The sequence below is a fragment of the Cupriavidus sp. PET2-C1 genome, assembly GCF_054515855.1.
Window position 1 is genome coordinate 1,725,350 of record NZ_CM137259.1, and the last position, 22,710, is coordinate 1,748,059.

26 protein-coding genes and 1 pseudogene are annotated in these 22,710 nt (G+C 62.9%); 8 read left to right on the forward strand and 19 right to left on the reverse strand.

Annotation, left to right across the window (positions count from 1 at the left end; genetic code table 11):
• Nucleotides 1-28: 28 nt before the first annotated feature.
• Nucleotides 29-235, reverse strand: coding sequence for a hypothetical protein (locus tag ACX12D_RS07910; protein ID WP_459373550.1), 207 nt, complete (start codon nucleotides 233-235; stop codon nucleotides 29-31).
• 10 nt (nucleotides 236-245) lie between these two features.
• Nucleotides 246-491: a hypothetical protein gene (locus ACX12D_RS07915; RefSeq protein WP_318233330.1), complete on the reverse strand. Its 246-nt coding sequence runs from the start codon at nucleotides 489-491 to the stop codon at nucleotides 246-248.
• Nucleotides 492-1,752: 1,261 nt separating this feature from the next.
• Between ACX12D_RS07915 and ACX12D_RS07920 the strand changes: the two genes are divergently transcribed.
• Nucleotides 1,753-2,229: a hypothetical protein gene (locus ACX12D_RS07920; RefSeq protein ID WP_441630774.1), complete on the forward strand. Its 477-nt coding sequence runs from the start codon at nucleotides 1,753-1,755 to the stop codon at nucleotides 2,227-2,229.
• Between the two features lie 98 nt (nucleotides 2,230-2,327).
• Here ACX12D_RS07920 and ACX12D_RS07925 read toward each other — a convergent pair whose 3' ends face one another.
• Nucleotides 2,328-2,531 (reverse strand): hypothetical protein, encoded by a 204-nt coding sequence (locus ACX12D_RS07925; RefSeq protein ID WP_459373551.1) that lies wholly within the window; start codon nucleotides 2,529-2,531, stop codon nucleotides 2,328-2,330.
• 289 nt (nucleotides 2,532-2,820) lie between these two features.
• Here ACX12D_RS07925 and ACX12D_RS07930 point away from each other — a divergent pair.
• Nucleotides 2,821-2,985 (forward strand): annotated as a pseudogene (locus ACX12D_RS07930) (DUF2514 family protein); the annotation flags it as partial.
• A gap of 176 nt (nucleotides 2,986-3,161) precedes the next feature.
• Here ACX12D_RS07930 and ACX12D_RS07935 read toward each other — a convergent pair.
• The gene (locus tag ACX12D_RS07935; protein ID WP_459373552.1) at nucleotides 3,162-3,365 is read right to left on the reverse strand and encodes a hypothetical protein; all 204 of its coding nucleotides are present in this window, start codon (nucleotides 3,363-3,365) and stop codon (nucleotides 3,162-3,164) included.
• A 114-nt stretch (nucleotides 3,366-3,479) separates the two neighbouring features.
• On the opposite strand from ACX12D_RS07935, the gene ACX12D_RS07940 reads away from it, so the two are divergent.
• Entirely contained in the window at nucleotides 3,480-3,716 is a 237-nt protein-coding gene (locus tag ACX12D_RS07940; RefSeq protein WP_459373553.1) for a hypothetical protein, read from the forward strand.
• A gap of 4 nt (nucleotides 3,717-3,720) precedes the next feature.
• Here the strand turns inward: ACX12D_RS07940 and ACX12D_RS07945 are convergent, their stop codons facing one another.
• A complete protein-coding gene (locus ACX12D_RS07945; protein WP_459373554.1) occupies nucleotides 3,721-4,083 on the reverse strand; it encodes a hypothetical protein in 363 nt (120 codons plus the stop codon).
• Between the two features lie 380 nt (nucleotides 4,084-4,463).
• Here ACX12D_RS07945 and ACX12D_RS07950 point away from each other — a divergent pair, with 380 nt between their 5' ends.
• The 3 genes from ACX12D_RS07950 to ACX12D_RS07960 all read left to right on the forward strand — a co-directional run bounded on the left by ACX12D_RS07950 (nucleotide 4,464) and on the right by ACX12D_RS07960 (nucleotide 7,344).
• Nucleotides 4,464-4,931, forward strand: a complete 468-nt coding sequence (locus ACX12D_RS07950) for an RcnB family protein (RefSeq protein ID WP_459373555.1) — start codon at nucleotides 4,464-4,466, stop codon at nucleotides 4,929-4,931.
• Nucleotides 4,932-6,088: 1,157 nt separating this feature from the next.
• Nucleotides 6,089-6,862, forward strand: coding sequence for an alpha/beta fold hydrolase (locus ACX12D_RS07955; protein WP_459373556.1), 774 nt, complete (start codon nucleotides 6,089-6,091; stop codon nucleotides 6,860-6,862).
• Between the two features lie 14 nt (nucleotides 6,863-6,876).
• Complete coding sequence (locus tag ACX12D_RS07960) at nucleotides 6,877-7,344, forward strand: MarR family winged helix-turn-helix transcriptional regulator (RefSeq protein WP_459373557.1); 468 nt, start codon at nucleotides 6,877-6,879, stop codon at nucleotides 7,342-7,344.
• A 152-nt stretch (nucleotides 7,345-7,496) separates the two neighbouring features.
• Here ACX12D_RS07960 and ACX12D_RS07965 read toward each other — a convergent pair whose 3' ends face one another.
• Together ACX12D_RS07965 and ACX12D_RS07970 are read right to left on the reverse strand one after the other, a co-directional pair.
• Nucleotides 7,497-8,249, reverse strand: coding sequence for a carbonic anhydrase family protein (locus tag ACX12D_RS07965; protein WP_459373963.1), 753 nt, complete (start codon nucleotides 8,247-8,249; stop codon nucleotides 7,497-7,499).
• A 406-nt stretch (nucleotides 8,250-8,655) separates the two neighbouring features.
• The gene (locus ACX12D_RS07970; protein ID WP_459373558.1) at nucleotides 8,656-8,991 is read right to left on the reverse strand and encodes a hypothetical protein; all 336 of its coding nucleotides are present in this window, start codon (nucleotides 8,989-8,991) and stop codon (nucleotides 8,656-8,658) included.
• A gap of 334 nt (nucleotides 8,992-9,325) precedes the next feature.
• Between ACX12D_RS07970 and ACX12D_RS07975 the strand changes: the two genes are divergently transcribed.
• Nucleotides 9,326-9,757 carry a GNAT family N-acetyltransferase gene (locus tag ACX12D_RS07975; protein ID WP_459373559.1) on the forward strand — a complete coding sequence of 144 codons (432 nt, stop codon included), beginning with the start codon at nucleotides 9,326-9,328 and terminating at the stop codon, nucleotides 9,755-9,757.
• Between the two features lie 68 nt (nucleotides 9,758-9,825).
• On the opposite strand, the gene ACX12D_RS07980 is transcribed toward ACX12D_RS07975, so the two are convergent.
• The 10 genes from ACX12D_RS07980 to ACX12D_RS08025 all read right to left on the reverse strand — a co-directional run bounded on the left by ACX12D_RS07980 (nucleotide 9,826) and on the right by ACX12D_RS08025 (nucleotide 20,202).
• Nucleotides 9,826-10,059 (reverse strand): DUF2188 domain-containing protein, encoded by a 234-nt coding sequence (locus ACX12D_RS07980; protein WP_174424498.1) that lies wholly within the window; start codon nucleotides 10,057-10,059, stop codon nucleotides 9,826-9,828.
• A 101-nt stretch (nucleotides 10,060-10,160) separates the two neighbouring features.
• Nucleotides 10,161-10,541 (reverse strand): helix-turn-helix domain-containing protein, encoded by a 381-nt coding sequence (locus ACX12D_RS07985; RefSeq protein ID WP_459373560.1) that lies wholly within the window; start codon nucleotides 10,539-10,541, stop codon nucleotides 10,161-10,163.
• A 195-nt stretch (nucleotides 10,542-10,736) separates the two neighbouring features.
• Nucleotides 10,737-11,255, reverse strand: a complete 519-nt coding sequence (locus ACX12D_RS07990; RefSeq protein WP_459373561.1) for a hypothetical protein — start codon at nucleotides 11,253-11,255, stop codon at nucleotides 10,737-10,739.
• Between the two features lie 161 nt (nucleotides 11,256-11,416).
• Nucleotides 11,417-11,938, reverse strand: a complete 522-nt coding sequence (locus tag ACX12D_RS07995; RefSeq protein ID WP_459373562.1) for a hypothetical protein — start codon at nucleotides 11,936-11,938, stop codon at nucleotides 11,417-11,419.
• Nucleotides 11,939-12,158: 220 nt separating this feature from the next.
• Nucleotides 12,159-13,865 (reverse strand): sensor domain-containing diguanylate cyclase, encoded by a 1,707-nt coding sequence (locus ACX12D_RS08000; protein ID WP_459373563.1) that lies wholly within the window; start codon nucleotides 13,863-13,865, stop codon nucleotides 12,159-12,161.
• 97 nt (nucleotides 13,866-13,962) lie between these two features.
• Nucleotides 13,963-15,126 (reverse strand): DNA polymerase IV, encoded by a 1,164-nt coding sequence (dinB, locus tag ACX12D_RS08005; protein ID WP_459373565.1) that lies wholly within the window; start codon nucleotides 15,124-15,126, stop codon nucleotides 13,963-13,965.
• Nucleotides 15,127-15,199: 73 nt separating this feature from the next.
• Entirely contained in the window at nucleotides 15,200-17,668 is a 2,469-nt protein-coding gene (locus tag ACX12D_RS08010) for a TonB-dependent receptor (RefSeq protein ID WP_459373964.1), read from the reverse strand.
• 180 nt (nucleotides 17,669-17,848) lie between these two features.
• The gene (locus ACX12D_RS08015; protein ID WP_459373566.1) at nucleotides 17,849-18,850 is read right to left on the reverse strand and encodes a FecR family protein; all 1,002 of its coding nucleotides are present in this window, start codon (nucleotides 18,848-18,850) and stop codon (nucleotides 17,849-17,851) included.
• Between the two features lie 78 nt (nucleotides 18,851-18,928).
• On the reverse strand, nucleotides 18,929-19,432 hold the full coding sequence (locus ACX12D_RS08020; RefSeq protein ID WP_459373567.1) for a sigma-70 family RNA polymerase sigma factor: 504 nt from the start codon (nucleotides 19,430-19,432) through the stop codon (nucleotides 18,929-18,931).
• A gap of 278 nt (nucleotides 19,433-19,710) precedes the next feature.
• A complete protein-coding gene (locus ACX12D_RS08025; RefSeq protein ID WP_441630801.1) occupies nucleotides 19,711-20,202 on the reverse strand; it encodes a hypothetical protein in 492 nt (163 codons plus the stop codon).
• Nucleotides 20,203-20,565: 363 nt separating this feature from the next.
• Here ACX12D_RS08025 and ACX12D_RS08030 point away from each other — a divergent pair, with 363 nt between their 5' ends.
• Nucleotides 20,566-20,817 carry a DUF1488 family protein gene (locus tag ACX12D_RS08030; RefSeq protein ID WP_043345911.1) on the forward strand — a complete coding sequence of 84 codons (252 nt, stop codon included), beginning with the start codon at nucleotides 20,566-20,568 and terminating at the stop codon, nucleotides 20,815-20,817.
• Between the two features lie 47 nt (nucleotides 20,818-20,864).
• On the opposite strand, the gene ACX12D_RS08035 is transcribed toward ACX12D_RS08030, so the two are convergent.
• A complete protein-coding gene (locus ACX12D_RS08035; protein ID WP_459373568.1) occupies nucleotides 20,865-21,521 on the reverse strand; it encodes an SOS response-associated peptidase in 657 nt (218 codons plus the stop codon).
• Nucleotides 21,522-21,680: 159 nt separating this feature from the next.
• A complete protein-coding gene (locus ACX12D_RS08040) occupies nucleotides 21,681-22,538 on the reverse strand; it encodes a 23S rRNA (adenine(2030)-N(6))-methyltransferase RlmJ (RefSeq protein WP_043345913.1) in 858 nt (285 codons plus the stop codon).
• Nucleotides 22,539-22,710 lie beyond the last annotated feature (172 nt).

Here is a 22,710-nt window from a genome sequence, read left to right on the forward strand (position 1 = left end):
CGCGGGAGCCGCGCGCGCAGCGGCGTTTTCACGGCCGGCCGGGCCACCCTGATCCGGTGGTGCTGGCCGTCCTGCTCGAACGACGGTAATCGGCCGTCCACGCCATCTTCTCGATGTGGCGCGTCTCAATGCCTTGCACGGTCACAGCACTGGCCATTACCGTGACGCTTTCGCAGTCGAGGCGCAGCTGGGCCGTGTCGCCGGGCAGGAAGTGGGATTCGAGGAAGATGGACATGGCCATTTCGTCACTCGCCGAGAGCGGGGATGCTCCCTTCCTGCGCGAGGATTCGGGGCGAATTCATCTCGCCTGTTTCCTCGTCCACCAAGACCTCATAGGCTGCAACGCCGGCGAAGCTCGATGCCATGGCGCTGGCAATGCGAATAGCGCCGACTTCGCTCGATGCCTGTCGGATCTCGCCGGGCAGGAGCGTGTCGCTCTTGCCCTTGCGGTAGGGCACGATGATGTACTTGATGGCGCGAGTATCGGACATGGTGGCAACTCCGGGCGGTGGTGGGTGCTGCGGAATGCAGCACATTTACTGTATGGATATACAGTATAGGAGTCGTCCTAAGCCAAGTGCGGATAGTTGAGTTAACTGTATGGATATACAGTAATCGGAAAGGGCTTTAAGCGGCACTATCAGAGTCGAAAACGGCCGTTTCCAGCACTTTTGCTAGCCCCCATTTAGCCCCCATTATTTGTATAAGATACTGATTTATATGATGTATGTTTGCCCCTCCTTCGCGCAAAAATATCGTTTGCATCACTTATACGCATCATTTCACCTCCAAAGGCCGCAGCAGAAGCCGAACGTCTTGTGTTCGCGGTGGATCATGCGAATACCTCGGTTTTTTGTTGACTATTCTTTGCAATCGAAATTGGTCGGTGCTGGTAGCCTGTTTGCCCCCGAGGCCTAAATCCGATTGCCGACCAATGACTACTGTTCTCGCCATCGCCGTTGCCTGCGGCGCATTTCTCAGGCTTTGCGTCGCGTCCCCGTATGAAGATGCATTCGGGCTGGGGAAGTGCGATGTGGGTGACCTCAGTGAGGGCGTGGCGCAGAGTCACGATAGTGACGGTAACGATCAATGGCCGAGCACTCGAGGCATGGTGGCGGATCATTGAGTTGCTTCGCATCCCGCGTTCACGATGAGGTGGATGGCGGCTGGTATGCTGTCTTGAAATCAATAGTTCCCCTGCAAAACGAGCCATGAAACCCATTCTTTTGCTGCTGATCGCCTGTGGCGCACTGCTCAGCGGCTGTGCAATGCTTCCTTACGACGATGGCTATGGCGGTGGCCAAGGCAACGGTTGCCCTCCCGGGCAAGCCAAGAAGGGGAATTGTCGAGTTGACCAAGACGGGAACGCGTCCTTTTGCCCGCCTGGGCAAGCAAAGAAGGGCCGCTGCTGAGTTGCGCGAGGCAATCACTTCGTCTCTCTTTTGGCGACTGCGGCGCGCATGGCTGCGCCCATCTCCGCAAGGCAAGCAGTGTCAGCTATCGCTATAGCCTCGGTGTTTCCAGCCGGACGCAACTACCTATGCCGCTCGGCGGGAGTCGATCAGCGTTAGTGCGGCTATCCTGCTAGTCCAGGTCGCCAGTTAAATAGCGCATTTCCTCTCGTGGGATTTCCGTATTTATTGGTTCGCCACACCACCTCGATCCGGCGATCTACATTCCCCCATAAAGGGCTATTGCAGGCACCGCCAGCAGGTCGGAGACTGGGCATCACTTCACTCTCATGAAGCTGACATGGAAGCCACAAAAGAGCAGGGCGACGCCGCCAAGAAAAACGCCATGCGTGCCGAGATGCTTCGCGCGCAGGCGAGGCGGTTCATGAAGTTCGTGGGCGAGTGTCTTGCTCAAGAGGGATTCATGGCCCGCGCTGCGGTGGAAGGCCCAGCGTTGCCGGGTGACGAGAGAGAGAGTTTCGAACTCAATACCAGCTTTGGCCGCGTTTATGCTCAGTTCGGCTTTGCGAAGTGGGATGGACGCCTCGTGGGACGGTACCAATTTTCGCGCTTCATTCTAGGCGCGGATGAGATGATGCGGCTGGTTCCATTCCACGTGATTCTGATCGAGGAGCAGGGGAACGCAACCTTTGCCGAGGATGGCTTCTTCGAATGGAAGATCCCAGATGGTCCGGATAGCAACTACGGTCCAGCGCTCGTCGGCTGTTTGCTCCACGGATTCCAGGAGTCGCTTCCGCAGATAAAGCGACTGCGGTAGAACCGATTCGCCGGAATACGACCCACCTTCGGGGGCTTTCTCTTTTCCGCAGCCCTCACCGGCTGCTGCTCTTGGCCACCTCCGAGTGGCTTTTTCATTTAGGGCGCCACCGTGCGCACCAGTCTCGACTTCAGCGGCCAAGGCCTGAACGCGAGAATCCATACGCAGGCCAGAGGCCCAAAAACAGGGATCAGGGCCAGATACTCATAGCCCGGCTCGAAGCGAGCGGTCCGGAAAACCTTCCGGAATGGCAAGAACCAAAGCGCCTCGAAGACGAGGAAGCCCAGCAGGAAGATGCTCATAGCGGCCTCATGGTGCAGTGCACACGTTGGAAGCAGTGTACGGCCGGCGTGCGTTCTTCGATCCCCCAATATTGGGGGAGCGTCTGAGTTCCTCGAACGGCTCCCCACCCCTCAGTATTTTCTCCACACAAAGCCGGTTTCCGCGCTGCGAGGATAGGCGGCAATGAAGTAGAGCCACGGCCCGCTCCGAGCGGGCTTCTTCTTTTTTGGGGTCACAAATGTCCGAACCAATCAACTTGCCGTCACTAGCGCCGCTGGCAATCCCGCCGCGTCCGGCTCAGGCTCGGCAGCGGGCGATTCCCTCGGAGGGCTTGCCGACGTGTTCGGCCGGGCTGACCAGCGCGCGGGAATCCTGGCTGGGTACGCTGACGCCTCGAGCATCGCCGGCCAGGCCTGCGAGCGGACCCGTGACGCGTTGAATGGATCACGGCAGGGCCTCGTGGTGGGCGGATGAGCGGCGAGCATAACCGCACGTGGCCATGCGAACAGATCGACACGCTGGCGCACCCGACCGTCGATATGCGGCACCTGCCGAGGCCGCTTCAGTACAGGACGAAGTGCGCCGGTGTTACCTACTCGCTCAGTAAAAAGGAATGCGCATGACTGCCCCATGTCCTCGCTGGTGCGGCGTTAGTAACGCTGCCCGCCTTGCCACCGATCTCGATCTCCACCGTTGTCCCGGCGATCGCCGTGATCGCGGTCGTGGTCGTGGTCCCCGCGGCCATCGCCGCCGTAGTAACCGCCACCGCCTCGGTGCTCATCTCCATAGGGCGCCACAACGCAGCCGCTCAGCAGTGCAACGGAAGCGGCCAGCAGCACAAGAATGGGCTTCATAAGGCTCTCCTATTCAACGTTTGCCTTCCCTTCAGGATACGCATTGGGTTGCCGGTCGGATGTAGGAGATGGGCTCTCCCGCAACGAGAATGTCTCCTACAACGACGCACGCTCATGATCCGCCGCGAAACCAAGACGTTCGGCTTCTGCTGCGGCCTGGGCGGCGGCGCCAAGGGCTTCAAGAAGGCCGCCTCCCGGGTTGGCAACATGATCGCAATCTGGAAGTGCATCGGCGGCATCGACGCGGACACGGCCGCCGCGCGTGACTGCCTCATCATGCCCGAGCGCCGCAACGGCGCCCTCAGAATGCGGGGCAGGCACTGGGTTCCCAGGAAGATCGATGCCGCTTGATAGGTCACAGGGAACATGCCATCTCCTGACGGGTGGCATAGTGGCGCTCGCCGCGGCTGCGCAGGCGGATTGAGCGAGGCCCCGCGAACTGGATGCTGTGGGCGAGTTGGAAGCTTAGCGTTGTGCCCTGGTAATCGAACGCCAGGCGGTCGATCGTCCACGGCAGCGCCATGATTGCTGCGGTATCGACCCCAGTCAGGGTCAGGGTCGCGCTCGCGGCCTGGGCGATGGCCTCCGCCTCTGGGTTCCATGTGTCGGCCACGAGCAGCGGATCGTCGATGGCGAGGTGGAGGCAGCGTATCGCCAAACGCGCTACCCCGTGGGACTGGCTGTAGAGGTAGACGATACCGGGGGCGCAGGCGAACATGTCTCTCTCACCGATACTGTATGGATATCCAGTATAAGAGCCGCCCCTAGCCAGGCGTGGATAGTTGAGTTAACTGTATGGATATACAGTGCCTCCCGCCAACCACCTCGCGGGCTTCGGCGGCGCCGATCCTGGAGATGCCGTTGTGCGGTACGCATGCACAGAATTGCTCGCTGCGCACCAAGGCATAGGCGTCCGGGGTGAAGTCAGGCGGGGTCGGGACAGGTCGTGGCGACCCTATACCAGCTGGGCATGGATGCGCGGGTGAGGGCGCCAATGGGCTTGTGATGCACACGTTACGATTTCGTAACGTGTCGGCGCGGGGGGGCGGGATAGACTGAACCGTATAGGTCCTCACACGTGGGCTATAGGAGATCGAGATGCGGAAGATCAAGGTGTTCGCCAGCTTGGCGCTGGCGGCGTGTACTCTCACTTCGATTGCGGGCTATGCCCAAGATAGGGGGCCTGGCGGCGATGACCGCGGAAGGCCGCCCATGGGTCATGATCAGGGACAAAATCACGATAACCAGCACGGCTACAACGACCGCGGCCGGGATGGCGACCACCGCCAGCAAGGTGAAAGAGGCTGGGAGGGCGACAGGGGCAGGGAACACATGGACGAAAGGTATGGCCCTGATCGTCGCGCCGATCGTCCGGGCCCTGGCAGCTGGCATAGGGGTGAAAGGGTCCCCCCGGAATATCGTCAGCGTCAGTACGTGATCGATGATTGGCGCGCTTATCGGCTGTCGCCTCCGCCGCGCGGATACCAGTGGGTGGGCGTTGGCGGGGATTACTTTCTCGTCGCCGTTCCGACCGGCGTGGTCTTCCAGGTGGTCATCGGGCGCTAGGTTGCGGACAGCAAAAAGCCCGCCGGGTGGCGGGCTGCGATAATTTGGCGATAAGCCCTTAGTGTCGATGAATCAGGTGGTCAAACCATGTCTGGACGGCACGCTGTTGTGTTGATAGCAGGGTCGGATCATGTTCGCGGAGCACCCAGACAACGATCGCGCATAGCGCTAATCCGATGAGCAGGACGACTAGCGAGGCAACCATGGCAGCCTCCTATTGGGTGGCTATACAACCAGTGTAGGCCATTCCCGCCGTGCCCGAGCGTGTCAAGTCCTGACATAGGTAGACACGGACAAGAGCCTGCGCCTTAGGTGGGGCGTCACATTTGAACGTCAGTTCTGACTCAAGTGCCAGCGCCACAGCTTCGGTGCTGGTCTCGCCCAAGTCTCAGTCGGGGCTGGATGTCGCAATGGCAGGCGAGCAACCGCATACCTCGATCGTGTTGGGCGAGGCCTGGGCCTATTCTGGAATCGGGGCTTTGGTACTTCTCAAGCCTTCGGAGGCGCGTCATGAAACCAGTGATCCACCACGTTCACTCTCACTCCGAATCACCGTATCACGGTCTGCGGTACTACCTGGTGATTGCGGCTTGGCTGTTGGTGCCAGGATTAGCCTACGTGCTTTGGCAGCTGATGGCGGCGAAGCCGTGAGTGGGTTGAAACCGGCCCGGTAGAAAGCCGGATCCTCCGTCCAGGTGTGGGCACAAAAAGAAGACCGGCCGAGACGGGAGATCCTTGCCGGTCTTGCGCAGAAGCAGGAGCGCAAAGGGGCACAGCAGATGCTGTGCGGCGCGAATTAAATCAAATTAAGATCTGATGTGCAACATATTTAATTTGTAAGAGTCGGATGACAAGATGTCCCTAAGTTCAGCCAAAGCCAGCCATGTGCTGGCTTCTTCATTTTTGAGGTCTTGGTGGCCGAAACAGCCTTCCAGGCCGCCACTGGCCTGGCGCCGGCATTTTCAACACGGTTCCAATTTGACAGGATGCTGTCAATTAAGGCAAAGTGACAGTATCCTGTCAAATTGATGGGGGCTCGGCGCTTTGGTGATGCGCCCGGGCAAGCTATTGATGCTGACCATCGCACTGCTGATCGCAGTTGCCGACGGTTCGCCAATTTCCCCGCGAAAGCCGCGGGATCGATACAGGAGATCACGATGAAGCGAACAACAGTCGCTGGCACGCAGGGCAATCTTGCGCTGCTTGAGGCGGGCGACGGCGCCGATCTGCCCGTGCTGTTCCTGCATGCGGACTCGGGCAGAGCAAGCCAGTGGTCGGAGATGCTCGAACGCATCGGGCGACGCCGGCAGGTGTATGCGGTTGACTCGCGGGGAAGCGGAGATAGTGCCCCTGCTGCGGATGGCGATTATTCATATGCGGGGCGAGCACAGGACATTAGCGATACAGCCGCGTCCTTGAAACTTGATCGGTTCATTATCGTGGCACACAGCGGAAGTGGTGCCGCTGCGCTGGACTATGCTGCCAGGCACGCGGGCCGGGTGGCGGGACTGTTCCTGCTGGATCCTGCGACGGATCCACGGGCGCTTCCTGCCGATGTTCGCGCCGGATTTCTAGAGGCCCTGAATGGGGTTGCGAGCCTTGATGTGCAGCAGGGCTTCTATGCCTCGATCGCGGGCAACAACCCACAGGTAAAGGCCAGAGTGCTGGAAGACTGTGCTGCGGTCGATCCGGCAGCACGGCTGGGATTTGCCGCCGCGTTTGCAAACTGGAATCCCGAAGCTGCGCTCGATGCATGGAAGGGCCCCATTTTTCTCCTGGTCAGCAGCGCGAACGACAAGCCAAGTGCGCTCCATAGGCTGCGGCCGGCATTGCCGCATGCCGTGGTGGCCGATACCGGGCACTGGATACAGCTCGACCAGCCCGATCGCGTCGAGCGAGAAATCCTGCGCTTCATCGCTAGCGTCCGATAGGGAGGAGTTCGGAAATGACTGGCAACAAAACCAAAGCCGGCGCGATTCTGACGGATATTGTGCTGATGGTGTTCCGGCTCGAAGGCGGTTTCATGGAAGCAGCCGAACGGATCGCTGCGCCAGCGGGATTGACGGCGGCCCGATGGCGTGTTCTCGGAGCCGTGCTCCATGAACACCGCACTGTCGCGGAGATTGGGCGCTTCATGGGGCTAACCCGGCAAAGTGTGCAGCGCCTAGCCGATGTCCTGGTAGGCGAGGGGCTAGCGATGTTTATCGACAATCCATCACATAAATCCGCCAGATTGCTTGCCCCAACCCCCGCAGGCCATTCCGCTGTGGCGCTATTGGCAACGCGTCAAGCGGCCTGGGCGAATGCAGTCAGTCAGAAATTCAGCGCTGAACAGCTCACCCAGTGCAAAACAACGATCGAAGAAATCATCTCTTGTGTCGAGGCGACCCCAATTAGCCCCGGCGAGGTATAGAGCGAGGGCACTGGTGCCGCGGCAAGACGCCCACGCGCACCTTCCCCGATACGCTTGAACCTGCCAAGGCGAGACTTGTCCCGCGATTGAATCGTGCTTCTCGATTCAACGCCCCGATTACCTGCCAGATTTCCCCGCGTCGCGTCTCATTTTCAGGCGAGGAATTCGACAACTCCACCGTTTAAGTGGTACATCGCTCCGACAATTTTTAATTTTCCATCTTTCTCCATCGGCGCCAGCACGTTACTCCCGTTTCGTATTGCGTCAATCGTGCGTCGAACATTGGTTTGTGCCACCGCATCGACAAATGCGTCATTCTTGCTGCTTCTGTCGCCAGCGTACTGCGTTTCATCCACGGCCGGTCTGATCTTGGCCAGGAGACCGGTCAGGTTTCCCAGTTCAACGTGATCAATTGCGCCCTTGATTGCCCCGCATCCTGTGTGCCCCAGCACCAAGATGACTTTAGCGCCGGCCGCCGCACAGGCGAACTCCAGGCTTCCGATGAGATCCTCATTGACGATATTGCCCGCGACACGCGCGTTGAATGTATCTCCAATTTTCGTGTCAAGGATGATCTCGGCCGGTGCCCGGGAGTCAATGCAACTCAAGATCACCGCTGCTGGATACTGCCCGCCGGCAGTCACTCTTTTTTGTGCCAGATAATCGTGGGGCAGCATCTTCCCCAAACGGAAACGTCTATTTCCTTGCTTAAGGCTCTCGATAATCTGGTCCGGTGTCAATTTGTCGCGCTCGGACTTCGATAGCGCCGCCGCGTAAGCCGATTCAACGCCCCCCATGGTTCCCGCCAGCCCAACGGCTGCGACGCCGAGTGCAGTCTTCAGGACGGTGCGTCTTCCGACGCTGTTGGAGGACGCCGCTGGACAACAGTCAGTCTTCTTGTGCATTTCATTCTCCGCAAACAACCGCAAGGCGATCATTGTTGCCGGCATCACGGAGCTGTCATGCATGGGCGATTCTCTTTGCGCCGGCTGCCGGACAGGCAACAGCAGATCGCCAAGCCACCTGCTTCGCAGCTAGCCCCAAAACACATGGTATTTGAAGTGAGGTTCCCCGGCTATAGGACTTTGGTCCCTTGGGGAGGGCGCATCGTCGTTGCGGACGTTATCGCTTCGCTTGTGCAGAAGCGGATGCCGGACTCGCGTGGAAAGTCCTGGGATGCGCCGGCAATTCGGTCTATGTGGCTGAGAGCCAGGCGGGCATGCCGCCTGAATTTACCGGAGCCGCGTATCGTTTTGGGCACGCAAGAGAACGGGGACGCTCATGGCCTCGGCTCGGCAGCGTCGCTTCCATTCATTTGCCCGGCTGGGCGCGGGCGGTCGATGGATTCAACGAGGTTTTGCTTCCACCGCCGCCGTAGTCCCGCGAAGCTCCCGCAGTCTGTGCCGCGGTCAAATCTTCTCGCTGATGCCCTGAGGTGGCATTGCTATAGCGCTGCGTAATGGCGCCGTTTACGCCAGAGAGCGAATTGCCCTGACCTTGTGCTGAGCCGTAGGCCGTGCTGCCGTGCTGCTGCGAGGCGGCGGCATAGCCACCGTAGCTAGGCGATCCGGAAGATTTGTATGCCGTGAGTTGGGCATGAACTGCGCCCGGCACCAACATTAAAGCAAGAATCGGAGTAATTCTCATGCTGCATCCCGGTGGGGTGAAAAAGGGGGGGGGCGGCACGCTGGTTGCCTACAACCTCGAGAGAAGGCCAAGGGGCAATCTGTCGCCGCTATTGATTGTGGTGCGTCGCACCAGTTTCAGTACCCCGCCGTAGAGGGGGGGCTGAGCGCTTTGCGGGGTGGGCTAGATGGCGACGAGGAAGATAGCGCCGGCTGAGCACCCGGAAAGAATCGCATCAAGCAGGGGAATGCCGGGGCTTGACGTGATAGCCGGTGACTTCGCCATGCACGTTGGATGCAGGCTGCTACAGGCTGTGCCAGAATCGCGATTTCGATAATGAGGAAGGAATGAAACGATGACTGCAAAGCGCAGCGCCAATCTGGAGATCCGAAGGCTCTCCCCTGCGGAATGGGGGCAAGCTTTTCCTGTCATCACGCAATTGCGCTCGCTGGATGAAGCCGAGTTCCTGCGCCGAGCGCGCCGGCAATCGCATTCTGGCTACGAGCTTGTTGGCGCCTTTCAAGGCAACAAGCTGATCGGCGTGACGGGGATGCGGCCCGTCCATACGTTGGCGCGTGGGGCACACCTGCACGTCGATGACCTTGTGGTCGATGCGCAAGTGCGCGGCAGTGGTGCCGGTCACGCCCTGATGGCATATGCGGAAGCCGATGCGCGTGCGCGCGAGATGACGGCCGTGTTTCTCGACGCACGGCCAGAGGCCATTCCTTTCTACGAGCGCGAGAGCTATGTCCTCCATCCTGCTCCCTCGATGAAGAAAGTGCTCTGATCCTCCTGGCGGCCATTCCATGGCCAGGCTGGCGTGCCGGGTCCCCGGCGCCAGCCGCCTGAGCATGATCAGCCCCTTATGCTCCTGGGGTCCCGCCCGTAGCTGTTCCGCGTACGGATCTGGCCATCCTGGCCGTGCACCAGGAGTTCCACCTTCTCGCGTTGTGCAATCACTGTCGCGGCTTCCACCGCTTCTTCCTGAGTGAGGAAGTGTGCTCTTTCGCCCTTTGCTCCTTCGTGGATGATGTCCCACCCGTCGCCATGAGGCACGACGTGTACGTTACGTTGCGGTATCGAATCCATGGTTGTCTCTCTGAGCAGTGCGCTACTGCTGTTTTAGGGAATGCTCTGTCCGCGCGATAGCGGGAGGTGTCCGATACTTCGTCTGGACATCGGCTGTCGCGCTATTTTTCCGGCTGTCCGACCAATACGTCGAGCGGGACGCGCAGCGCCGCCGCCAGGCTCTGGAAGACCTCGGGGCTGCCATCGCGTTTGCGGTTCTCTATCTGGCTAAGGTAGGGCTTGCTAAGGCCTGCCGCTGTCGCCAGCGCATCCTGGGTCATGCGGCGATATTCCCGCCAGGCCTTGACCGGGTTATCCCCGGCGAGTTCGGCGTCCAGGATGGCGGCAGGGATCCGAAAGGTGTTGTCTTGGGCCTTGGCGTGGTCTGGCTGCGAGAGATCGTCCGGATCCTGGACCCGATGCTTGATCCGCTCCCACACCTCAATAGGCACTACCGCGAACTCGGGGCGGCCGTCGCGTTCGATGAACTGAATATGGATCATGGCAAGGCACCTCCTCGATGGACGTTCCCGGGCATTTGCGGGCATGGCTTGGGCGGCCGTGCCGATTGCCTCGCGAACGCGATCGTGTGCATCTTCATGTTAGCCATTGCGGCTAACAATTGTGCAAATATTGTTTGCTGGTTGCCGTCGCGCCCGATGCGCCGAGCCTTGATCATTGGCCGGCGTCGCAACCCGTCAACCCACCAAAACGTCCTCGCCCACGATCGCATCAATTTCCGCAGGCCAGTCCGGCTCCTCACCCACCTCCAGCTCCAGATCAATCCATGCGCCCTTGATCAACGGGTCAGCCCCCAGCCCGCGTCGCGAAACGACCCGGATCAACCGTCCACCGCGCGCCTGTATGAACTCAGCCTCTGCCTGCGTGGACACATCGGGGACCACAACATCGCGGCCGTCGAGCCGGGCCAGCGTTTGCGCGAGGTACCTGACCAGCACATCCGGATCCATCGGTGCACGGATCCAGGACTCCCGAAGCGCGTGCAGCAACTGGGCGGGTGCCTTGCCGAGCGCCGGGATGACATCGTTGCGTTTTGCCAGGCCAAAGTGCGTCTCATGGATGCCAGCACAGGCCTGGATCATGTGGCGCAGCGGGGCGTCGAAGGTGATGACGTGGAAGGCGTGGTTCCCGCAGGCCAGGTGGTTCGCAATAAGGTCCTGGCCGGAGCCCGGGCGGCCGCAGAGTCCGATGAGCATGAAGTTTCCTTGGTCGTGCAGCTTCAGGGAAGTCGATGCCAAAGATTACCCATGGGTAACTAAAAAGGCAAGCTCATCGGGTAATCGAAATGCCCCAGGGGGGGCGTGCGGAGCGCGCAGGGCGGGGTGATACATCCGGCAAGCCGGACCCCGCGCCGATCTCAGCTTGCGGACGTCTTCTTGCGTGGCTTGCCGGGTGTTTGTGTGCCGCTTTCGTGAACGGCGTTGCTGGCTTGCTTGAATGCCGTGCTTCGCCCGTCGGTCTTCAGCACGCGGGCGGTTTTGGTGTTTTTCTTGTATTTACGCACCGATTGCACGGCTTCGACCTGCGTGATCAATTCGATGGCGGCGAGCATCCTGTCGATGTCTTCGTTGCGCAAGCCATTGATCAGGCGGGCGAATCGGGCGGCAATCTCGGGCGGCAGGGTTTCTTCTTTTGGGGGTGCGGCAGCGTCTTGCGCGTCGCCGTCCAGCCATAGGCGCGGCAGGCCGAGCTTGGCTTCGATATCGCGTGCGAGCGTTTCGCCGATGCGTTTTTTTCCGGCTTTGCCTGTGTCCGAAAATATGCGGGAGAAGTATGAGGGGTCGCGGTCCAGCCGGTCCGACAGGCGCGCGATGGAGCCGCCGAACTGTTCGGCCATGATCTGGGCTAGGCGCTGTTGACGCATGTCTTGAATATCCATGGCCCATTAAACCTGTGCATTACCTGAAGGTAAATTTTCTGTGGGTACTGCAAATTCAATGACTAATAGGTAATCTAATGGGTGGTTTATGCGTCAGGGAACGCTTTGCGGCCATCGATGAATGGGGTGAGAGGCTGGCGGGTCACGTGGGTCGCAGTGGATTTTGCCGGTGCGTCATTGCTGTGGGGGATCGCATCGCCAGTCGTCGGCCTGGGGTGGATCAATAACATTCGACGCGGTTGCGGCCGCGTTCCTTGGCGCGGTAGAGCGCCCCATCGCTGCGCAGCAGCGATAGGTCCGCGCTGGGATCGGTGGCATGCATGAGGGCAATACCGACGCTGACGGTCAGCGTGACAATCTGGCCGCCGTCAAGCAGTGGGGTTTCCGCGATCTGATGCTGTACGCGCCTGGCGAATCGTGTTGCCGCATCAAGGCTTGCATCGGGGAGCACCACGGCAAATTCTTCGCCGCCGATGCGGCCGGCGAAATCGTGCGTTTGCAGCGCATTGCGCAGCAGCGCCGCGAAACACCGCAGGGCGTGGTCACCCATGGCGTGGCCCCAGGTGTCGTTGATGGCTTTGAAGTGGTCGAGGTCAAACGTCAGGACGGCGGCAGGGCGGCTGTCGGTGCGCCGGATCCGGGCGAGTTCCTGTTCGATCCGCACGACGAAGTGACGGCGATTGGGTAGTTGCGTCAGGAAATCGATGGTGGCAAATTCCTGCAGTTCTCTCTCGATGCGCTTGCGCTCGGTCACGTCTGTGATAAATCCGTGCCATAGCGTGCTGCCGTCGTCGAGCCGCCGGGGGCGCGCGTCGCCTTGCCGCCAGCGCAGTCCTTGCCTGGGCAGATCGACACGGTACTCGAGGTGCCACGGCGTCAGGCTCGCTGCGGATGCGCGAAGCGAAGCGCAATAGGCTTGCAGATCGTCGGGGTGGATGACGGCATGGATGGGGGCTGTGCTGGCGGCGACCTGTTGCGGCGTGAGTTCGTAGATATCGGCGATGCCGGCGCTGGCGTAGGGGAGGAAGGATTCCCCCGTTGGCAGCAGGCGATGCTGGAATACCAGGCCCGGGACTTCGTTGGTCAGGCTGGTGATCAGGTCGACGGTTTGCTGCAGTTCTTCGGAGAGTGCCCGGATGGCCGTGATATCGGTGGTGGTGCCGATCATGCGCAGCGGCTCGCCGTTGCTTGCGCGGCTGACTACCTTGCCGCGGCTGGATATCCATTTATAGCTGCCATCCTTGCAGCGGATCCGGTGGTCCACCGCGTAGCTTTCCGTCTCTTGGTTGAAGTGGGCTTGTATGGTGGCCTGGACGTAGGCGAGGTCGTCGGGATGGACGCGGGTATAGCTGTCTTCGATGCGGTTGGTGATCTCGGACGCTTCGTAGCCGATGATGGCTTTCCAGCCGGCCGAGTAGTGGATGCTGCCCGCCTGGACATCCCGGTCCCAGACGCCCGTGCCGCTGCCCGCGATGGCCAGCTCAAGCCGCTTTTCGTTTTCCTCTAGCCTGCCGGCGTCGTTCAGTTTGTCTTGGGCCGGGTCGCGCTCGATGAGGGCGACCGCCATGTCGGCAAAGTCTTGCAGGAGGCCGCGCTCCACCTGGTCCAGTTCGCGCGATCCGGCGTCGAACAGGCAGAAGGCGCCAAGCTGGCTGCCGCTCGATGTGGTCAAGGGGCACGCCGCCTGAAGACCCATGCGCAAGCCGTCGATGAGGATGGGTACGTCGCCGGGATGCGCATCATGGGGCACGTCATGCAGCGTGACCAGCGCAACCGGGACCCTGAACAGATGCTGTGCGAGGCGTGTCAGCGCGTCAAACCGCTCTTGCTGTAATGCGGCTTTCAGGTTCAGCGGCTTCGAGGCGTCGATGCGGTCATGTCTGGTTTCAGCTTCGGTAGAGGCCCGCATATCCAGGTCAAATGACAATTGACGTTAGCCCGAAGGTATTGCTCGTGCAGCCGGCGCTGCAGTTATGCACGGCTGTGCCAATACTATCAGACGGATTGGCCCGCGGCGGGGTCTGCTAAGCGTTGTCGGCGAAAGGCAACTCTGCCTGTGCCGGCAGCGCAGCCGGCGCCAGTTCTCCCGCGGGTGTCAGCGCGCTGACCCGCACACCCAGCAATCGGATCTTCCGGTCCAGCGGAACGCGTTTGACGCATTCGGTGGCGGCGCGCCGCAGCTGCGCGGCGTCCGCCGTCGGGGCCGGCATGCTGAGGTCGCGGGTGACGGTGTGAAAGTCGTCGTAGCGCAGCTTGACGCCGATGGTGCGGCCCACATAGCCCTTGCGGCGAAGGTCTTCCGCCAGGCGCTGGCACAGGCCGGTGAAGACTTCGGAGAGCGTCTGGCGGTCTTGCCTGGGGTGCAGGTCGCGCTCGAAGGTGGTTTCTCGGCTCATGGACTTGGGCTCCGAGCTGGTGACCACCGGGCGTTCGTCATGGCCTTGCGCGATCTCGGCTAGCCAGGCGGCGTAGCTGCGGCCGAAATGGCTCTGCAGCATGCCTAGGTCCGCGCTGGCGAGGTCGCCGACCGTGGCGATGCCCAGCGTTGCGAGTTTCTCGGTGGCCTTCGGGCCGATCCCATTGACCTTGCGCACGGGCAGCGGCCAGATGCGCAGTGGCACATCGCTGGCGGCCAGCAGGGTGAACCCGTCGGGTTTGTCGAGTTCGGAGCCGATCTTGGCGAGGAGCTTGTTGGGGGCGATGCAGATGGAGCAGCTCAGTCCCGTGGCTTCGCGCACCGCTTGCTTGATGCGGGTGCCGATATCGGCAGGCTCGCCCGGCACGTCGCTCAGGTCGATGTAGATCTCGTCGATGCCCCGATCTTCGATTTCGCCGGTGAAGGTGGCGACGGCCGCCTTGAACAGCCGGGAGTAGTGCCGGTACGAGTCGAAATCCGTGGGCAGCAGGATGGCGTCGGGGGCGAGCTGCGCGGCCTTCATCATGCCCATGGCGGAGAACACGCCCAGCGCGCGGGCTTCGTAGGTGGACGTGGTGACTACGCCGCGCCCGGCGTAGTCGCGCAGGCGGGCAAAGCGCCGGCTACCGTCGGGAAGTATCTCGGGTACCGCATTTCGTCCACCACCGATCACCACGGGCTTGCCACGCAACTCCGGATATCGCAATAGCTCGACGGACGCGTAGAACGCGTCCATATCCAGGTGGGCGATGCGGCGGGGTGCAGATGACATGGCGTCAGTGAGTAACTGTATGCATATACAGTATATCGAATTCTGCCGACAATACCGCTGCGCCCCGGTCGCTCTACCAGCGATGCACGTAGGTGGCCGTCATGACGATGCCCGCCGCAGGCAGGTGCGAGGTGTTGTTGCTGTTGCGCAGCAACTGGCTGTAGAGCGGGTAGTAGTAACGGTTGAGCAAGTTCTGAATGCCCACCGTGATGGTGTCCTTCTTGCTGACCTGGTAGCGGCTGATGATGTCCAGCGTGGTGTAGCTGGCCACATCGCGCCGGCCAAAGCTGTCGGTGCCGTTGAGCCGGTAGTCGTGCCCGGCGAAGAAGGTGGCTTGCAGGCGGTGGCTCCAGGCGGGTGTGGGCCGGTACTGCACGTAGCCGGTCAGCTTGAGGGGCGGGATGCGGTAGCCGCTCATCTGCTGGCTCGGGCTGCCTTGCGGGGTTTCGCGGCCGCGCATCCAGGTGAAGGTGCCGCCGGTGCCCCATTGTTCGTTGTCGGACAGGTAGTCGGCGGAGGCTTCCACGCCATAGATGCGCTCGGCGGTGCGGGTCAGGATCAGGCCATTGTTGAAGCTTTGCACGTCGCCCAGGTTGGAGGTGGTGTAGAACACCGCCAGCGAGGTCAGGGTGTTGCCGAAGGCGCCGCGCCAGCCGAGCTCGTAGTTGTTGGTCTTGACCGGCTGCAGGTCGGAGGCGCCGAGATTGAAGCCGGCGCGCGCGTTGCGTACCTGCAGGCCGATGTCGGGCAGGTTGAAGCCCTGGCTGAACGCGGCATAGAGCTCGTGCCCCTGGAGCGGCTTGTACACCACGCCGACATTGCCCAGCAGCGCGGTGTAGTCGACCGAGCCGCCCTTTACCGTGGCCGGCTGTGCCAGGCGCGATTGCGACAGCGGCACGAAGTCGTTGAAGCGGGCGTTGGCGTACTGGTAGCGCAGGCCGCCCTCGGCCGACCACTGCGCGTTGAATTTGTGCTGCAACTGGCCAAAGCCGCCCAGGCTGCGCGTGGTGATCTGCGGCATGTAGGTGAGCGTGCCGGTCTTGTTGAAGACGCGGCCACCGCTGGCGTCATAGGCCTTGGGATCGAAGATGTCGATCGGCATGTCGCTGCGTTCTTGCTCGAAGTCCAGGCCCCATACCAGGCGGGTGCGCTTGGCGCTGTCCAGCGGCGTCTTGATGGTGAGGCGGCTGCCGAACACGTCGGAGTTTTGCATGGACTGATCGACATTGCCGCCGCGCGTGACGACCGCGCGCGCGTCGAAGGGCGTGAAGCGCGTGAAGTAGTCGCGGTAGTAGAGCTGCGCGGAGACCGCGCTGCCTGCCAGGTCCTTGTGCTCATATTCGAGATTGACCAGCGTGTTGCGGATCTGGTTCTGGTCGGCGAGCTGCAGGCCGCTGATGGCGCGTGCGGGCACGCTGCCCGGCGCCAGGCGGGCTACCGATGGGTCGGAGGCGTAGTCGGTGTCCTGTTTGGCGTTGAAATGGCTCACCGCAAGCTGCACGCGCTGCTCCGGCGTCAGGCGCAGGCCGAGCTTGCCGCCGATGTTGTAGTTGTCCGACTGGAACATGTCGCCCTGGCTGGGCTCCGGGGCGACACGCTGGCCGCGCGCATCGTAGGCGCTGCCGAGGCGGCGGGCACCGACGTCGAAGGCATAGTCGACCATCCCCTCGCTGCCGGAAACATGCTGCTGCAGCTGGCCGGACAAGCCGTCCGCGCGCAGCCGGGACAGCGGCGAGGTGAGTGAAAACGTGGTCTCCGACAGCGGCGGGCCGCCGGCCGGGCGCGTGTTGATGGAGACGATGCCCCCGGTGGCCCCGCCGCCGTAGATGGCGCTGCTGCCGCGCAGGACTTCGATGCGCTCGATCAATGCGGGGTCCACGTTGGCGAGGTTGCGCGCCGAGTCCCGATTGGTGTTTAAGGGGATGCCATCGACGAGGACCAGCATGCCGCGGCCCCGCAGGGTCTGGCCGAAATCGGTCACGGTATGGCTGGAGTCGGCCATGCCGGGAACGACCTTGGAGAGCAGGGTGGCGACGCTGTCGGAGCCGGTCTTCAGCGCATCGAGTTCCTCGCGGTCGATGACCGTGACTTGCCGCGTGGGGCGCATCAGGTCGCTGGAGGTTCGCGAGGCGGTGACTTCCACGGCTTCGAGCATCTTGGCGGCCTCCGGGGCGGGCGCGGCCGTCGTTGCCGGGGTGGCCAACGTTGTGGCGGCGGCGACCGTGGCGGCGACCATGGTGGCGGCACCGGCCTGGCCCGCGGGCTGCAGCACGATGCCGCTGCCAGTGCGCTGGTAGCGGATGCCGCTGCCCTTGAGCAGCCTATCGAGCGCGGCTTCGGCGGGCATGCTGCCATGCACGGCCGGGGCTTGCTTGCCGGCTACCAATGCGGGCGTGAAGAACAGCTGGAGCGATGTTTGGCGGCCGAGCTGCGTGAGCGCGTCGGCCAGCGGCTGGGCACGGATATCGATCGCCACCGGCGATGGCAGGGCCGGCTGGGCAGTTGCCGGCGTGGCAACGGCGCCGATCAGCGCGGCGGCCATGGTGGCCATCAGGAGGGGCCTGGCGCGTGCGTGGCGGGCCGGGATCTGTTGCTGCTTCTCAGGATATTGCTGGTTCACGTCGGGTCTTCTCGGAGAGGCCGGATTGGCATAAAGGCACGCAGGCCCGCGGTGCGCGGGCACGTTCCGGGAGAAGACGAAACGCGGAGCAAAAACCTGAATCTAGCGCGAAAATATTTCCGTGCTGCCGTCGGGCAGGGTGCGCACGCCCACCGGCAGGAACTGCGGCAGGGCGGCGAGCAGGGCATCGGTATCGTCGGCGCGGAACACGCTGCTCAGCCGCAGCGCGCCGGTGCCGGCGTCGCGGATCCTGACCGGGCTGCGCCGATAGCGGGAGACCTCGGCGGCTACCAGCGACAGCGGCTGGTCCTTGAACAGCAGCTTGCCTTCGCGCCACGCCATGGCGGCGCCGAGATCGACCGCTGCCGCGGGCGCGACCCGGCCGTCGCCGGCAATGTGCGTGCCAAGGCCGGCCGACAGGCGCGCCGCGGACGCAGCCGCGCTGCGCCCTTGTACGCCCACCGACCCGGATTCGACCGCGACCGTGACCTCGGCGCCGTCCCGGCGCACGTCGAAGCGGGTGCCGGTGACCGTGACGCTGCCACTGCCGGCATCGACCACGAAGGGCCGCTCGTTGGCGTGAGCGACCTCGAACATGGCCTCGCCGTCGGCCAGCGTCACAGTGCGCTGGCCGGGCTGGAATCGTACCGATAGCCGCGTGCGCGTATTGAGCTCGACGACGGAGCCGTCGGGCAGCGTCACGCGTTGCCGCTCGCCAGGCGCGGTGCTGAAGCTGGCTGTGTAGTGGCTTGCGTCGCTGGCCACATAGGTAGCCGGGCCGGGCGCGGCCTGCTGGCGCATGAGCCAGGCGGCGCCAACGGCCACCGCGCAGAGGCTGGCCAGCATGGCGGCGCGCAAGGCAGGTCGCGATCTCCGGGCGGCGGCGGCCGGTACCGGGTCTTGCGCCAGGGCGCGCAGGCGCTCCGGGTCGAGCGCGCCTGCCACTTGCCAGATGCGCTCCAGCGCGGTGTACTCGGCCCGGTGCATGGGGCTGGCGTCGAGCCAGGCCGCCATCTCAATGCGTTCCTGCTCGCTGAGCGAGCCAGCGCGGACGCGCGCAAACCAGCGTGCCGCGGCTTCACGCGGAGCGTCCGGCGGCGTCATTGGCGTCATCGGCGTGCGGCCCCAGGGAGGGGCGCGGGCAAGGAGGAGGGGGCAGGAGCCTGGATCAAGGCGTGGTACTCAATGGGGTGCTTGCGGGCCGAGCCGGTCGCGCAGATGGCGCATCGTGCGGATCATGTGTTTTTCGACCATGTTCTTGGAGACCTGAAGGCGCTCGGCGATCTCTAGCTGGGAGAGCCCTTCAAGGCGTTGCCAGACAAAGACCTGACGGCATGCCAGCGGCAGCTCCGCCAGCGCCTGCTCGAGCGCGGCGGCGAGCTGGATGGCGTGGAGCGCGGCTTCAGGATCGCCGGAGCTTGCGTGATGCGTGTCGATGCTGTCAAGCGGGAGCGTCTGCCGGCCTCCCTCGCGCCGGAAGGCGTCAATGGCAAGGTGGCGGGCGGTCTGGTGCAGGTAGGCGCGGGGATGCTCGGGCGGGCTGTCCTTGCGCTCCAGCACCTTGAGCAGCGCGTCCTGGGTCAGGTCCTCGGCATCAAAGCGATTGGCGAGCTTGCGAGTCCAGGTGCCAACCAGTTCTTCGTAGTAGGCGAACAAGCCAAACGCGCGCGAGGGATGTGACGGCATGGCGTGCGCGCGGTTGCGGATGGTTGCAAATGCGACGTATTATCATTTGCGCGGGCAATGTTCGTCAATAGCTACATTGAGTGGCGCCATGGCGCATCAATACGGGGCTGCAATACGGAGTTGCAATATGGAGCAGCAACATGGCGCCCGCCCGCCGGCGCGAAAAAAAAGCCCGCGAATTGCACGGGCCATAGAAAGCGCAGCCGGTGTAAGCGAATCCGGCTGGCTCGCGATTGTCGCAATGGACGCCGGAATGTCTTTCCCCTCTGGCGATGGGATCAGCGGAGCAGGAAGGCGATATCGTCGACGCTGATCTGCGCCGGCGCGACGCCGCGGCGCTGCTGGAAAAGGATGTGCTGGAGGACCTGGCGGCGCTGCCTGGCGAAGACGGCCAGGTCGATGGGAATCCCGGCCCGGGCGTAATGCTCGACCAGCAGCTTGTAGGCACGGTGCCGCATCTGCAGGGCTTGGCCTTCGGCGCGCAGCCGGCCGGTGTCTTCGGGCGGTGTCACCTCGGCCTGTCGCAACGCCTCCATGGCGGCGGCGTGCATGTCGCGGTAGCGGTCCAGTTCGGTTTGCGTGGCGTGCAAACGCTCGCGCAGCGCGCGGACCTTGCGCTGCAGCTTTAATGTCATGCCAACGCCGTGCTCGATGAGGGCGACGGTTTCCAGCGCGTGGCTGGCTGCGGCGATCGTGTTTTTCCAGATGCCCCTGTCCGTCACCTCGACGTCCGGCGCCCACCCGTTGCTGGCTCCGCGCAAGCTTTTCATAAGACCCCTTGACCCTTGTGTTGATGTCCGGCGGACAGCTTTATGGTTGCCGTCCTGTCCTGGACCACGGAGATCCTGCCGCCGTGGTTGTGATGCGAATCGTACGGTCTGGCCGTGCGCGGGCGAAGTAGAAGATGCTTAGATCTGGTTTTCCCGGCACCTATGTCGCGTCATGTCTGCATGGTTCTGTACGGCTCTGTACGGCTCTGTGTGGCTCGACACCAGGTCACCGGTAAGCGATAGGGCAACGAGAAGCGGTCTTCTCCAGACTTGCTGATGGGATCGTTGCCCAATCCGGCGCAAATACGGCAGTCCCGCCTTCTATACCGTACAGAGGGGGGCGAATCGGACTAGGATACAGAGATGGCACTTAATTTTCCCAATCCCAGCCGGAGTTACGACCCATCCAGGCATTGCGTATGTTTTTGGGGCTACGACAGTTCGCGTGAGATCTCCTTCGAGGTCGACCGAGCGGTACTCTCCAACCTCAGCCCCGAACTGCGCCCGGACGAGCCTGCCGTGCTGGAGGCATTCGACCGCCACCGCGACCACATCCTGGAGCTTGCGCGCGGGCTCTATTCCCGCAGCCGGCAGAACAGGTACACCATTTCCTGACGGCGGCGCGATCGCTGGCGGTTCTGATCGTGAGGGGTGCTTGCCCCTCACGATGCCTTTGCCGTGCGAGGCGGCAGCGGCGCGGGTTCCGCCGCCATCTTGTCCGCGGCATAGGGGCGCAGGAAACTACGCGCCAGCTCCGTATCCCGGCAGGTCAGCCAATCGTCCCAATCGGTGGGCGGCACGATCACGAGCATCCTTTTTTCCTTGCCCGGCGCATGGAAGCGGCACATCAACGGGTGGCGATCCGAGTTGATGGTCAGCATGGTGAAGCTGAAGGCCTGCTGGCCATCCTCGCCTGGCCACGCGCGCCAGAGCCCCGCGATTGCCATGGGCGCGGCGTCTTTGAGCCGGATGCACCAGCGTACCGCCTTGCCGGTTTCGTAGTCGGGCTCGTAGAAGCAATCCGCTGGCACCAGGCAGAACTGGCCGTTCTTCCAGGCGGCGGAGAAGGTTCGTTTTTCGGCCACCGATTCCGAGCGCGCGTTCGTGGTGTCGAACCTCGCCACGCCCGGTGGAATGCGTTTCCTGGGGACCATGCCGAAGGTAGCGAGCAGGCATTGCCGCTGGCCATCGTGGTCCGAGACGAGCAGCGGCGCCGCATAGTCGGGCCACGTTTCCGGCGGCCATTCCTGCGCCGGGCGGGTGACGCCAAATACGTCGCGGAGCAGGCCGGCCTGCGCGGGTGCGTAGTTGATGCACATGGGCTGCCTCCAGCGGGCGCCGCTTGCTAATGGGATTCACCAGTATGGAGGATGGGTGGGGAAGGGCCAAAGCCCCGGTGCGGGCACAAGCGCGCTGATCGCCGAGCCGATGCCGTCGCGTGAGGTACGCAACTGCGCGCGGCCCGGCCGGCGCGAGGATCAGCTTTCCTGCGCTTCCAGCGTGAAGCCGGCGCCGTCGTCCTGGCGCAGCATCGTCACCAGGGCGGGCATGGCTGCCTCCAGGGTTTCCTTCAGGCGCCACGGCGGGTTGACGATGAACATGCCGCTGCCGTGCAGGCCCAGCCCGCCGGCGACCGGGTGCTTGACGCGCAGGGTGACGTGCAGCCAGCTCTTGAGCGGCAGTTTTTTCAGCTGCACCGGCAACTGCACGGATTCGCGGCGCTGCACTTCGGGATACCAGATCGCGTACATGCCGGTGGCAAAGCGCTGCAGGCAATCCTGCAGGCTGCGCACCACGCGGCCGTAGTCCTGTTTGTCCTCGTATGAGGGGTCGATCAGCACGAGCGCGCGGCGCGGCGGCGGGGGCAGGATGGCGTTGATGCCGGTAAAGCCGTCGCCGTCGTACAGCATGACACGGCGGCCGGCGCCACGAAAGTTGTCGCGCAGCACCTGGATTTCGGTGCTGTGCATCTCGAACAGGCGCAGGCGGTCCGCGTCGCGCAGCATCTGCCAGGCGAGCCAGGGCGAGCCAGGGTAGTGCTTCAGGTTGCCGTCCGGGTTCAGCGTGCGTACCTGTTCCAGGTAATCCTCGACCAGCGTCGGCATGGGCCGCTTGGCGGCGGCGGCCTGCCACAGCCGGGCGATGCCGGTCTCGAACTCGCCCTTTTTCTGCGCGTAGGCGTGATCGAGCGCGTACAGCCCGGCGCCAGCGTGCGTATCGATGTACCAGAAGGGTTTGTCCTTCTGGCTCAACTGCTCCAGCAACTGGACCACGATGGCGTGTTTGAGAACATCGGCGTGGTTGCCGGCGTGGAAGGCGTGACGGTAGCTGAGCATGGCGAGGCGGGAAAAGGGCGTGCGGGCGTGCGGGTGCCGGCCTGGAGGGGCCGGCGGCACAGGGCGCTATGCTACCATCGCCGGGCTTTGGGGCGGGCCGGCGGCATGCCGGAGGGCGCGCCTGGCGGGCGATTGCCGGCTCCTTCGCCATCCTCCGGTTCCAATGCGCTTC

What these genes read in the sequence shown, in the direction of transcription:
- ACX12D_RS07910 (WP_459373550.1), bottom strand. Translation starts at nt 235, where the DNA reads ATGTCCATCTTCCTCGAATCCCACTTCCTGCCCGGCGACACGGCCCAG.
- ACX12D_RS07915 (WP_318233330.1), bottom strand. Translation starts at nt 491, where the DNA reads ATGTCCGATACTCGCGCCATCAAGTACATCATCGTGCCCTACCGCAAG.
- ACX12D_RS07920 (WP_441630774.1), top strand. Translation starts at nt 1,753, where the DNA reads ATGGAAGCCACAAAAGAGCAGGGCGACGCCGCCAAGAAAAACGCCATG.
- ACX12D_RS07925 (WP_459373551.1), bottom strand. Translation starts at nt 2,531, where the DNA reads ATGAGCATCTTCCTGCTGGGCTTCCTCGTCTTCGAGGCGCTTTGGTTC.
- ACX12D_RS07935 (WP_459373552.1), bottom strand. Translation starts at nt 3,365, where the DNA reads ATGAAGCCCATTCTTGTGCTGCTGGCCGCTTCCGTTGCACTGCTGAGC.
- ACX12D_RS07940 (WP_459373553.1), top strand. Translation starts at nt 3,480, where the DNA reads ATGATCCGCCGCGAAACCAAGACGTTCGGCTTCTGCTGCGGCCTGGGC.
- ACX12D_RS07945 (WP_459373554.1), bottom strand. Translation starts at nt 4,083, where the DNA reads ATGTTCGCCTGCGCCCCCGGTATCGTCTACCTCTACAGCCAGTCCCAC.
- ACX12D_RS07950 (WP_459373555.1), top strand. Translation starts at nt 4,464, where the DNA reads ATGCGGAAGATCAAGGTGTTCGCCAGCTTGGCGCTGGCGGCGTGTACT.
- ACX12D_RS07955 (WP_459373556.1), top strand. Translation starts at nt 6,089, where the DNA reads ATGAAGCGAACAACAGTCGCTGGCACGCAGGGCAATCTTGCGCTGCTT.
- ACX12D_RS07960 (WP_459373557.1), top strand. Translation starts at nt 6,877, where the DNA reads ATGACTGGCAACAAAACCAAAGCCGGCGCGATTCTGACGGATATTGTG.
- ACX12D_RS07965 (WP_459373963.1), bottom strand. Translation starts at nt 8,249, where the DNA reads ATGCACAAGAAGACTGACTGTTGTCCAGCGGCGTCCTCCAACAGCGTC.
- ACX12D_RS07970 (WP_459373558.1), bottom strand. Translation starts at nt 8,991, where the DNA reads ATGAGAATTACTCCGATTCTTGCTTTAATGTTGGTGCCGGGCGCAGTT.
- ACX12D_RS07975 (WP_459373559.1), top strand. Translation starts at nt 9,326, where the DNA reads ATGACTGCAAAGCGCAGCGCCAATCTGGAGATCCGAAGGCTCTCCCCT.
- ACX12D_RS07980 (WP_174424498.1), bottom strand. Translation starts at nt 10,059, where the DNA reads ATGGATTCGATACCGCAACGTAACGTACACGTCGTGCCTCATGGCGAC.
- ACX12D_RS07985 (WP_459373560.1), bottom strand. Translation starts at nt 10,541, where the DNA reads ATGATCCATATTCAGTTCATCGAACGCGACGGCCGCCCCGAGTTCGCG.
- ACX12D_RS07990 (WP_459373561.1), bottom strand. Translation starts at nt 11,255, where the DNA reads ATGCTCATCGGACTCTGCGGCCGCCCGGGCTCCGGCCAGGACCTTATT.
- ACX12D_RS07995 (WP_459373562.1), bottom strand. Translation starts at nt 11,938, where the DNA reads ATGGATATTCAAGACATGCGTCAACAGCGCCTAGCCCAGATCATGGCC.
- dinB (WP_459373565.1), bottom strand. Translation starts at nt 15,126, where the DNA reads ATGTCATCTGCACCCCGCCGCATCGCCCACCTGGATATGGACGCGTTC.
- ACX12D_RS08010 (WP_459373964.1), bottom strand. Translation starts at nt 17,668, where the DNA reads ATGGCCGCCGCGCTGATCGGCGCCGTTGCCACGCCGGCAACTGCCCAG.
- ACX12D_RS08015 (WP_459373566.1), bottom strand. Translation starts at nt 18,850, where the DNA reads ATGACGCCGCCGGACGCTCCGCGTGAAGCCGCGGCACGCTGGTTTGCG.
- ACX12D_RS08020 (WP_459373567.1), bottom strand. Translation starts at nt 19,432, where the DNA reads ATGCCGTCACATCCCTCGCGCGCGTTTGGCTTGTTCGCCTACTACGAA.
- ACX12D_RS08025 (WP_441630801.1), bottom strand. Translation starts at nt 20,202, where the DNA reads ATGAAAAGCTTGCGCGGAGCCAGCAACGGGTGGGCGCCGGACGTCGAG.
- ACX12D_RS08030 (WP_043345911.1), top strand. Translation starts at nt 20,566, where the DNA reads ATGGCACTTAATTTTCCCAATCCCAGCCGGAGTTACGACCCATCCAGG.
- ACX12D_RS08035 (WP_459373568.1), bottom strand. Translation starts at nt 21,521, where the DNA reads ATGTGCATCAACTACGCACCCGCGCAGGCCGGCCTGCTCCGCGACGTA.
- ACX12D_RS08040 (WP_043345913.1), bottom strand. Translation starts at nt 22,538, where the DNA reads ATGCTCAGCTACCGTCACGCCTTCCACGCCGGCAACCACGCCGATGTT.